This window comes from Mesorhizobium sp. M1050 (genome assembly GCF_040318715.1).
Lineage (GTDB): Bacteria > Pseudomonadota > Alphaproteobacteria > Rhizobiales > Rhizobiaceae > Mesorhizobium.
The window spans coordinates 51230-61139 of record NZ_JAMYMV010000042.1 but is presented as its reverse complement, the minus strand read 5'-3'; the positions used below and the strand labels follow the sequence as shown (position 1 = coordinate 61139).

At 63.3% G+C, this 9910-nt stretch carries 9 protein-coding genes; 4 read left to right on the top strand and 5 right to left on the bottom strand.

Annotated features, from left to right (window positions below):
* The first annotated feature begins 116 nt into the window (after positions 1-116).
* The 4 genes from oiaX (at position 117) to dhaL (ending at position 4505) form a co-directional block, all read left to right on the top strand.
* Positions 117-1367: a 3-oxo-isoapionate-4-phosphate decarboxylase OiaX gene (oiaX, locus tag NKH57_RS21700; protein ID WP_352947128.1), complete on the top strand. Its 1251-nt coding sequence runs from the start codon at positions 117-119 to the stop codon at positions 1365-1367.
* 3 nt (positions 1368-1370) lie between these two features.
* Positions 1371-2705: a four-carbon acid sugar kinase family protein gene (locus NKH57_RS21695; RefSeq protein ID WP_352947116.1), complete on the top strand. Its 1335-nt coding sequence runs from the start codon at positions 1371-1373 to the stop codon at positions 2703-2705.
* A 128-nt stretch (positions 2706-2833) separates the two neighbouring features.
* The gene (locus NKH57_RS21690) at positions 2834-3841 is read left to right on the top strand and encodes a dihydroxyacetone kinase subunit DhaK (RefSeq protein ID WP_352947113.1); all 1008 of its coding nucleotides are present in this window, start codon (positions 2834-2836) and stop codon (positions 3839-3841) included.
* 25 nt (positions 3842-3866) lie between these two features.
* Entirely contained in the window at positions 3867-4505 is a 639-nt protein-coding gene (dhaL, locus tag NKH57_RS21685; protein ID WP_352947110.1) for a dihydroxyacetone kinase subunit DhaL, read from the top strand.
* Between the two features lie 18 nt (positions 4506-4523).
* Here dhaL and derI read toward each other — a convergent pair whose 3' ends face one another.
* From derI to NKH57_RS21660, 5 genes are all read right to left on the bottom strand, one after another.
* On the bottom strand, positions 4524-4961 hold the full coding sequence (gene derI / locus NKH57_RS21680) for a D-erythrulose-4-phosphate isomerase (RefSeq protein WP_352947107.1): 438 nt from the start codon (positions 4959-4961) through the stop codon (positions 4524-4526).
* Between the two features lie 25 nt (positions 4962-4986).
* The gene (locus NKH57_RS21675) at positions 4987-5754 is read right to left on the bottom strand and encodes a triose-phosphate isomerase (protein WP_352947104.1); all 768 of its coding nucleotides are present in this window, start codon (positions 5752-5754) and stop codon (positions 4987-4989) included.
* Between the two features lie 62 nt (positions 5755-5816).
* The gene (locus NKH57_RS21670) at positions 5817-6755 is read right to left on the bottom strand and encodes a sugar phosphate isomerase/epimerase family protein (RefSeq protein ID WP_352947101.1); all 939 of its coding nucleotides are present in this window, start codon (positions 6753-6755) and stop codon (positions 5817-5819) included.
* Positions 6755-8272, bottom strand: coding sequence for a glycerol-3-phosphate dehydrogenase (locus NKH57_RS21665; protein WP_352947098.1), 1518 nt, complete (start codon positions 8270-8272; stop codon positions 6755-6757). Before NKH57_RS21665 ends, NKH57_RS21670 begins: the two co-directional genes overlap by 1 nt.
* Positions 8269-9828, bottom strand: coding sequence for an FGGY-family carbohydrate kinase (locus NKH57_RS21660; RefSeq protein ID WP_352947095.1), 1560 nt, complete (start codon positions 9826-9828; stop codon positions 8269-8271). Before NKH57_RS21660 ends, NKH57_RS21665 begins: the two co-directional genes overlap by 4 nt.
* Positions 9829-9910: the final 82 nt, after the last annotated feature.

Genomic DNA, 9910 nt, shown 5'->3' with positions numbered 1-9910 from the left:
GCTCGGCGGCCAGCAGAACAAAACCAGAAGCAGCGGACAACTCGTGTGCTACCTAAACCGGACAACTTAATTCGCTATCGACACTTTTTCGAATGCTCGGCGTGAGACAACAGACCATGATCACCCTCACCTATCGCATCGAAACGCCTGGCAGCATCGAAGCGCTGGCCGCCAAGATCGCCAGCGACCAGTCGACCGGCACCTTCGTCGCGCTGCCTGGCGAGACCGAGGAGCTGAAGGCCCGGGTGGCGGCGCGCGTGCTGGCGATACGACCTCTACCCGATGCCGAGCGGCCGTCCCTTCCCGATGCCGGCGACGGGCCGTTCAGGCGCGCCGATGTCGACATCGCCTTTCCCTTCGATGCCATCGGCACCGACCTCTCGGCGCTGATGACGATTGCCATCGGGGGCACCTATTCGATCAAGGGCCTCTCCGGGATTCGCGTCGTCGACATGAAGCTGCCGAAGGATTTTCGCGGTGCCCACCCCGGCCCACAATTCGGTGTCGCCGGCAGCCGCCGGCTGACCGGTGTGACGGACCGCCCGATCATCGGCACGATCGTCAAGCCGGCGCTCGGGCTGCGGCCGCCGGAGACGGCGGCAATGGTGGCGGAACTGATCGCCGCCGGCGTCGATTTCATCAAGGACGATGAGAAGCTGATGAGCCCGGCCTATTCGCCCCTGTCGGAACGGGTGAAGGCGATCATGCCGCTCATCCTCGATCACGAGCAGAAGACCGGCAAGAAAGCGATGTATGCCTTCGGCATCTCGCATGCCGACCCGGACGAGATGATGCGCAATCATGATCTGGTTGTGAAGGCCGGCGGCAATTGCGCTGTTGTCAACATCAATTCGATCGGTTTCGGTGGCATGGCCTTCCTGAGAAAACGCTCCAGCCTGGTGCTGCACGCCCATCGCAACGGTTGGGACATCCTCACCCGTCACCCCGGCCTCGGCATGGACTTCAAGGTCTGGCAGCAGTTCTGGCGGCTGCTCGGCGTCGACCAGTTCCAGATCAACGGCATCGCCTCGAAATACTGGGAGCCGGATGACTCTTTCGTCGAATCCTTCAAGGCCGTGACAACACCGATCTTTTCACCCGAGGACTGCGCCTTGCCGGTGGCGGGCTCCGGCCAGTGGGGCGGGCAGGCACCCGAGACATATGCGCGGACAGGGCGGACGGTCGATCTTCTCTATCTCTGCGGCGGCGGCATCGTCAGCCATCCGGACGGGCCGGGCGCCGGCGTGCGTGCCGTGCAGCAAGCCTGGCAGGCGGCGGTCGACGGCATTCCACTTGCCGACTTCGCCCTGAGCCACCCTGAACTGGCGCGGTCGATCGAAAAATTCGGCGACGGCAAGGCGGCCTGAGGCATGCAAGACCTGCTTCTCAGCTATTATGGCGACGACCTGACCGGCTCGACCGATGTCATGGAGGCGCTCGAGCTCGGCGGCGTGCCGACCGTGCTGTTCATGCGCCAGCCGGACGAGGCCTTGCTGTCGCGCTTCGCGCATTGCCAGGCGATCGGACTGGCCGGCACCAGCCGCAGCGAGACGCCGCACTGGATGGATGCGCATCTGCGCGATGCCTTCACCTGGCTGAAGACGCTCAATGCCGCAATCTGCCACTACAAGGTCTGTTCCACCTTCGATTCCAGCCCGACGATCGGCAGCATCGGCCGGGCCATCGAGATCGGCCGCTCGGTGTTCGCGCAGGACAGCGTGCCGCTGCTTGTCGGTGCGCCGCAGCTCAAGCGCTACACCGCCTTCGGCCATCTGTTCGCAGCATATCGCGACCAATATTTTCGCATCGACCGCCACCCGGTGATGAGCCGCCACCCAACGACGCCGATGGATGAGTCCGATCTGCTGATCCATTTGTCGCGGCAGACGGCGCTGAGTTCCGGGCTGATCGATCTTGCGACGCTACAGTCCGCGTCGCGGTCGGCGGCATTCGATCGCCTGACCGCAAACGGCACCGCAATCGTGCTTGTCGATGTCGACAATCTGGAGACGCAAGCCCTGGCCGGCAAGGAGCTGTGGCGCGTTCGCAAGCGGGGCGGTTCTTTTGTCGTCGGCTCGTCCGGGATCGAGTATGCGTTGTTGGGCGAATGGGCTTCGAATGGCATCGTCAGCGCCGGACAAGGCTTCACGCCGCCGGGCACTGCCGACCGGATAGCCGTCGTGTCGGGCAGTTGCTCGCCGACCACCGAACGGCAGATTCGGCATGCCCTGACCGACGGTTTCGACGGCATCGAGGTCGATCCGGTTGAACTGGTTTCGCAGGCCTCACAGCAGGCGATCGCGCGCGCGACGGCAAGCGGCCGTGCCAGTCTGCAAGCCGGGCGCAGCGTCATCCTCTACACCGCGCTTGGCCCCACTGCCGACAGGGGCGCCGAAATCGACCGGCAGGAAGGCGCCCGCCACAGACTTGGCCGCGGCCTTGGACAAATCCTTCGTAGCCTGACGGCCGAACAGAGCCTGCGGCGCGTGGTCGTTGCCGGCGGCGACACGTCGAGCCATGCACTCGGCGAGATGGGTGTCGATGCCCTGACAATCCGCATGCCGCTGCCCGCTTCGCCGGGCTCCCCGCTTTGCGTTGCCCATTCGCGCATCAAGGCGATCGACGAACTGGAGGTTGCGCTCAAGGGCGGTCAGGTCGGATCAGATCGCTATTTCTCAGCCATCCGTGACGGCCTCGGCGACTGAAAGGACCAGCAGCTAGATTCAGGTGCCGCTGCGCGAAACACCTCAACGTGTGAAATACGTCTTGCTGGGTGGAAATCCCGATAACACCCGGTATCATCAGCGAAAATACGGAAATCGGGAGGATGCCGGTGCAGACCAAGAAGATCATCAACGACGGCAACCGCGCCGTCGACGAGATGCTGGAAGGCATTCTCGCCGCACATCCTCGCCATCTCAAAAGCGTGGATGGCAGTCCACGCTCGATCATCGCCCGCGACGGGCCGCGCCAGGGCAAGGTAGGCCTCGTCATTGGTGGCGGCTCGGGTCATGAGCCGAGCTTCCTCGGCTTCGTCGGCAAGGGATTGGCCGACGCGGCGGCCATCGGCAATGTCTTTGCCTCGCCGCCGCCGGACCCGATCCTCGAATGTGCCAAGGCAGCCAGCAGCGGCGCCGGCGTGCTGTTCATGTACGGCAACTATGCCGGCGACGTGATGAATTTCGACATGGCCGCCGAGATGGCGGCCATGGACGACATCGAGGTGCGAACGGTGCTGAGCACCGACGACGTTGCTTCGGCACCGCGTGACCAGCGGCACAAGAGGCGCGGCGTCGCCGGGAATTTCTTCATCTTCAAGGCGGCCGGCGCCGCCTGCGACCGGATGCTGTCCTTCGACGAATGCGAGCGCATCGCCGGCAAGGCCAACGACCACACTTTCACCATGGGCGTGGCGCTGTCGCCCTGCTCTTTGCCGCAGACCCGCCGGCCGAATTTCGAGATCGGGCCGGACGAGATGGAAATCGGCATGGGCATCCACGGCGAACCAGGCATTGCGCGCGGAAAGCTCATGACGGCCGACGAGATCACCGACGAGAGGCTGGACAGGATCCTCGGCGAGATGGCGCCGACGCGCGGCGACAAGGTTGCCGTGCTGGTCAACTCGCTCGGCTCGACGCCGCTGATGGAACTCTACATCATGAACCGGCGCGTGAAGCAGAGGCTCGATGATGTCGGTGTGTCCATCCACGCAAGCTGGGTCGGCAACTACTGCACCTCGCTCGAAATGGCGGGGGCCTCTATCACCTTGCATCGGCTGGACGGCGAGTTGCAGGCGATGCTGGACCACCCGTGCGATTGCGCCATGTTTCGCGCCGGCTAACCTTCTCTGCGGCAAGGACAAAGACATGACAATCGACACTGCCCGCCTTGTTGCGATGTTCGCGGCGATCGCAAACGCCATGTCAGCCGACAGGGACAGGCTGTGCGCGCTTGACGGGGTTATCGGCGACGCGGACCACGGTATCGCGATGGAGCTTGGATTTTCCGCGGCACGCGATGCGGTGGCCGCGCTCGACACCGGGGCGACCGATCCGACGACTTTGCTGAACTCGGCAGCAAAGTCGTTCCTGAACGCGGTCGGCGCCTCCTCGGGCCCGCTCTATGCCACCGCGTTCATGCGCGGCGCGGCAGCCGTCAAGGGCAAGACGACGCTTGACGACGCGGAGGTGGTCGCGCTGTTCCAGGCCATGGCCAAGGGCATTCAGGATCGCGGCAAAGCTGAACCTGGCGAAAAGACGATGATCGATGCATGGGCGCCTGCAGCGCAAGCGGCGGGCGAAGCGCTGGCTTCCGGCAAGGATCTGGCGGCCAGTCTCGAGGCTGCCGCGCAGGCGGCAAAGGCAGGCGCAGAAGCGACCAAGGCGATGATCGCCACCAAGGGCCGGGCCTCCCGCCTCGGCGAGCGCTCGCTTGGGCATATGGACCCAGGCGCCGCGTCCGCCGTGACCGTGATCGAGGCGATGCGGGTCGCCTTGACCAGTTAACTCAGCAGGTCCCTCGCGTCAGCGCTTGGCGTCGAGCTTGTCGACGGCCTGCACGTTTGCGGCGGAGGGGCCGTTCGGATCGAATTCCGAGGCCAGCCATGCGTCGGCGATCGATTTCGCCAGTTCCGGACCGATGACGCGGGCGCCCATGGTGATGATCTGGGCGTTGTTGGACTTGGCGGCGCGCTCGGCGGAATAGGTGTCGTGGGTCAATGCGGCACGAATGCCCGGTACCTTGTTGGCGGATATGCTAACGCCGATGCCTGTGCCGCAAAACAGGATGGCCCGGTCGTAGTTGCCGTCGAGAACTTCGTGGCCGACCGCGGCGGCGATATCGGCGTAGAACCCAGCCTGGCTGAGATCGACGACCTGCAGTTCCGGCTTGCCGGCGAGGTGCTTGGCGATGACATCGAGCAGCGGCTTGCCGGCGCTATCGGCTCCGAGTGCGATCTTCATGGTGATGAACTCCTTTGCTTCGTGGTCAGCGCGCTATGGCGGCCGACGCCTTTTCCAGAATGTCGATATAGCCTACCGCTTGCCACGCGGAGCGGCCGATGAACAGGCCGTCGATATGGGGCTGGCCGATCAGTTCGGCTGCGTTGCCGGGATTGACGCTGCCGCCGTAAAGCACGGGCGGGGCAGCTTGCAGCCGGTCGGCGGCCACCTTCTTGATCAGCGCCTGCTGCCTGTCGGCATAATCGGCGCTTGCGGGAATGCCCTTCTCGCCGATCGCCCAGACGGGCTCGTAGGCAAAGAGGATTTCTGCTGACAGTGCATTGCCCTCAAGGCCTCGCAGCGCACCAAGAACCTGGGCGGTCAAAATCTCATCGGCGCGGCCGGATTCTCGCTCGGCCAGCGTCTCGCCGACGCAGATCAGCGGAACGAAACCGTGCCGGACCGCAGCCGCCGTCTTCAGTCCCACTGTCGCATCCGTTTCACCGAAATGCTCGCGGCGCTCGCTGTGGCCCAGCTCGATCAGGTCGAGCCCACAATCCTTCAACATCACCGGCGAAACCTCTCCAGTCCAGGCGCCGGCGTCGGCCCAATGCATGTTCTGGGCACCGACCTTCACGCGGGTCTTGGCGAGCGCCGCCTTGACCTGGCGCGCGGCGGTAAACGGCGGGATGACGAAGGGCTGTATCGCCTGATCAGAACCCGGCACGAAGGTCGCCAGCGCATCGGCGAACTGCAACGCCTCCGACAGCGTCTTGTTCATCTTCCAACTCGTGCCGACCCAATATGGGGTCATTCTTTTCTCCTTCAACGCGTGTTTTCCTGGCCACCAGTACCGGCGTCGAGCCGGCATTTCACTCAAGCTTGAGGCTTGAGACTGTCGCGGCCACTGTCGATATGAGGCGCCCAGAAATCCACCGACTCGCGGATCATCTCGATAACCTGATGATCGACTGGTTCTCTCTCCCTGAAGGAAAGTTCAAGGCAAATTTCGTTGTCGGTTCCGCCGCCCTGCCGAACCGCATCCAGCAGCTTTTGCGGAACAATGCGGCCGTCCTTGTTGTAGGCGGCCGTGAACGGCCAGTGGCCGCCCTTGTTCATGGAAGACTGCTTGATATGGATGATCGGCGATTGCAATGGAAACGCCTTCGCCCAGGCATAGGGATCGGTATCGGCCGGATCGGGCGAGGTCACGTCGCCATGATCGATATCGACCATCATCTGCATCGGAATGGGCAGGTTCGCCGCATTGATGGCGCCTTGCAGTGTGACGCAGCTTTCGATCGTGTGGCCGAACTCGCGGCCGACCGACATCGGCTCCCAGAACAGGTAGGTCAGGCCCGTCGCCTTGGCATGTTCGGCCACCTCGCGCCAGCATTCGAGCGCGATGTCGAGAAGTGCTGCCCGCCGTTGCGGATCGTCAAAATCCTTGTAGGTGAAGATGGCGAACTGCGTGCCCATGCCTGACGCGCCGAGTTCGGCGGAAATGTCGGCGAATGTCTTGAACCAATCGACATAGTAGCGCCGGACATCCGCGTCCGGATGGCCGAAATGGTTGAGCCTGCCATAGGGTCCGGTCATGCCGGAGGTGATCCTGACGCCGGTCCTCGCCAGGGCGCTGTTGAACAGGCGCAGGAATTTGGCAATCGTTGCCGCCGGCCAGCCCGGATTGACGAATTCATGCGTCAGCTGCACGTCCCGGATGCCGATGCCATAGGCGATCGTGTCGATCAAATCGTCTGGATCGGCGAAGCGGTTGACCAGGGGATTGGTGTTGAGAGAAAGCGTGAAAGCCATCAGTCTGCAGTTGCCATGATGTTGCTGAACCAGTCTTCGAATGCGTTCCGCTCGGCTGCATTGATATGCAAGCCGTGTTTGGTGCGGCGCTCCAGGATATCGGCTGATGTGCCGGCCCATTCGGTCTCGACCAGGAACTTTGCCTCCCGTTCATAAAAATCGGGGCCGAAGCGGCGGCCGAGATCCGCCGCGCTTTGTGCACCGGCGAGCAATTGCCTGGCACGGGTTCCATAGCTTCGAGCGTAGTGCTTCACCAGCGACGGGCCGAGCCATGAAAACTCGGAATGCAAGTCGCTTAGGAACTGTTCGAAGTCTGCGTTCGGCAGGTCGCCGCCCGGCAAGGGAATTTTGGCCGTCCAGGCTTTCGTCATCGTCGGAAAGAACGGCCGGATCTTTTCCAGCGCATGTTCGGAGAGCTTGCGGAAGGTGGTGATCTTGCCGCCGAACACCGAAAGCAGTGGCGCGTTGCCATTGGAGGCGTCGAGTTCGAAAATATAGTCGCGCGTCACCGCGCTTGGATTATCGGCATTGTCGTCATAGAGCGGACGCACGCCGGAGAAGCTGTAGACCACGTCCTGAGGCGTCAGCTGCCGCTTGAAATAGCGATTGACCACCTTGATCAGGTAATCGACTTCGCTTGCCTCGGCGGCCACTTCCTCGGGCCTGCCTTCGTAGGGAATGTCGGTGGTGCCGATCAGCGCCAGATCGTTCTCGTAAGGGTTGACGAAGATCACCCGCTTGTCGTTATTCTGGATGAGATAGGCCTGCCGCCCCTCCCAGAATTTGGGCACGACGATATGGCTGCCCTTCACAAGGCGAACATTGCGGGTGGAATTCTGCCCAGCGACGCGGCTGACAATGTCGTTGACCCATGGCCCTGCCGCATTGATCAGTGCGCGCGCCCCGACTTTCGTGATCGCACCCGTGCGGCCATCCTGCATATCGATCGACCACAGTCCGTCTTCACGGCGCGCCGCGACACAGGCTGTGCGCGTGAGCACCTTTGCACCGCGCTGCTTGGCGTCCAGTGCGTTGAGCAGCACCAGCCGCGCATCATCGACCCAGCAGTCGGAATATTCGAAGCCGCGCTTGAATTCGTCCTTGATCGGCGCGCCTTCCGGTGACGTTCTCAGATCAAGTGTCCTTGTTCCCGGCAGCCGCTTGCGGCCGCCAAGGTGGTCGTAGAGAAACAGTCCGAGCCGGACCAGCCAGGCTGGTCTGTCTTGCGGGCTGTGCGGAAGAACGAAGCGCATCGGCCAGATGATGTGCGGCGCCGCCTCGAGTAGAACCTCACGTTCGATCAGTGCCTCGCGAACCAGCCGGAATTCATAATATTCCAGATAGCGCAGACCGCCATGCACCAGCTTGCCGGAGCGCGAGCTGGTGCCTTGAGCGAGATCGTCTTTTTCGCACAGGATAACAGACAGCCCGCGCCCTGCCGCGTCACGCGCTATGCCGGCCCCATTGACGCCGCCGCCGATCACGAAGAGATCGACGACATCTGTTGGATTGCTCAAGATCTTGCTCCTGTGCGGTGCGCCATGCCCTTCCACACCGGCCGAAGCGCCCGGTGCGCCGCAACGAAGGAAGGGAAGAGCGCATCGTAGGTTTGCGAAAGCGCCTCGTCATAGGCATCGCAGTCGCCGAGAAGCGGCGTCACCCACTCGGCGGCGCAGTCTTCCATCGAGTCATAGACGCCCAGCCCGACCGCGGCCATCATCGCGGCACCTGCAGCGCCGGCTTCCTGGCGGCTGCTCGTTCGGACTTGCGCCCGTGTCGTCGCCGCGATGATGCGACGTAGGGACGGGCTGCGCGCCGCGCCGCCCGACAGGCGAATCTCGCCCGGCACGGGTCCCATCGCCTGGTAGCAATCGCGCGCCGCGAAGGCCAATCCCTCGAGGACGGCGCGCGCCAGATCGCCAAAGCCGTGCTTGACCGAAAGGCCGATGAATCCCGCGCGCGCGTCGGGGTCGACGAATGGCCCTCTTTCGCCGGCCAACGATACGTAAGGCTGGTAAATCAGCGATCCCGGCTCGGATGCTTCCACCCAGACATCGAGTGCCTTCAGCAACTCGTCATGAGAAGGTTTGCCACCAGCCGTGGCGAGCACGTCGCGCGCCAGGCCAAGCAGCCAGTCGATGTTGAGCGTCGCCGCCATGTTGGACTGCAATTGTGCGAAGCCGCCTGGAATAGGCATGGCGATGGTGTAGCCGGAGCCATCATCGTTCAGCACGACATCGCCGGGAGCGGCTGCGAAGCGCGTGTGGATGCCGGTCGAGCCAATCACCGTGCAGCCGACATTGCCTGAGGGATCATAGAGGCCGGCTCCGAGAGCCGTCATGACCATATCCACGTAACCCAGCACCACCGGCGTGCCTGCGAGCAGGCCGGTCTCTGCTGCCGCCGATCGCGACAGCGCATGATGGTCGGTGGTGCCTTCCAGCATGGGAGGCAGAAGGCGGCGATGCGTCGTCAGATCCAGGATGTCGAGGACCTCGTCGGAATAGGTGCGCGACCGAAAATCGCCGAAAGTGAATGTTCCTTCGGAGGGGTCGGTGGCGCGTTCGCCCGTCAACTTGAAATAGAGCCAATCCTTGCAATGCAATGCGGTGGCAGCCCGCTCCAGCATGGCCGGACTGTTCTTTTTCATGAAGGCAAGCTGGGCACCCTGCTGGCAGGAATTAAGTCCCGTGCCGGTCAACTCGAATCGCCTGCGATCCCTGGGATCGGCACGCATCTCGTCCACCAGATGTCCGGCGCGGGCGTCGAGCCACAGCCATGCGCGCGAGACCGGCAGGCCGTCGCCATCGATCAGCCAGGTTCCGTCGCCCTGCCCGGTGATGGCAACCGCCGCGGTTCGTTGCGCGAGGTCGGGGATTTTGGTCGCCAGATCGCGCACGGTCCGCGCCATGTCGCGCCACGTCTGGTCGAGGTCCTGCTCGGCGCCGCCGCCTTCCAGCGTGACGAAGCTGTTGGCCACCGACGTCATGGCGAGCTGCCGCCCGGACAGATCGAAAGCGACGGATTTGATCACCGACGTTCCCGCGTCGATGCCGATCAGCAGGTCTTTCATGCCGCAAATTCCGGTTGGTTAAGAAGGCAGTTCACGAGGGCGATTTCGCAGAAGAGGCAGGGAGTGTCCGCAAGGACACCCC

What these genes read in the sequence shown, in the direction of transcription:
- derI (WP_352947107.1), bottom strand. Translation starts at nt 4,961, where the DNA reads ATGAAGATCGCACTCGGAGCCGATAGCGCCGGCAAGCCGCTGCTCGAT.
- NKH57_RS21670 (WP_352947101.1), bottom strand. Translation starts at nt 6,755, where the DNA reads ATGGCTTTCACGCTTTCTCTCAACACCAATCCCCTGGTCAACCGCTTC.
- NKH57_RS21675 (WP_352947104.1), bottom strand. Translation starts at nt 5,754, where the DNA reads ATGACCCCATATTGGGTCGGCACGAGTTGGAAGATGAACAAGACGCTG.
- NKH57_RS21660 (WP_352947095.1), bottom strand. Translation starts at nt 9,828, where the DNA reads ATGAAAGACCTGCTGATCGGCATCGACGCGGGAACGTCGGTGATCAAA.
- NKH57_RS21695 (WP_352947116.1), top strand. Translation starts at nt 1,371, where the DNA reads ATGCAAGACCTGCTTCTCAGCTATTATGGCGACGACCTGACCGGCTCG.
- dhaL (WP_352947110.1), top strand. Translation starts at nt 3,867, where the DNA reads ATGACAATCGACACTGCCCGCCTTGTTGCGATGTTCGCGGCGATCGCA.
- oiaX (WP_352947128.1), top strand. Translation starts at nt 117, where the DNA reads ATGATCACCCTCACCTATCGCATCGAAACGCCTGGCAGCATCGAAGCG.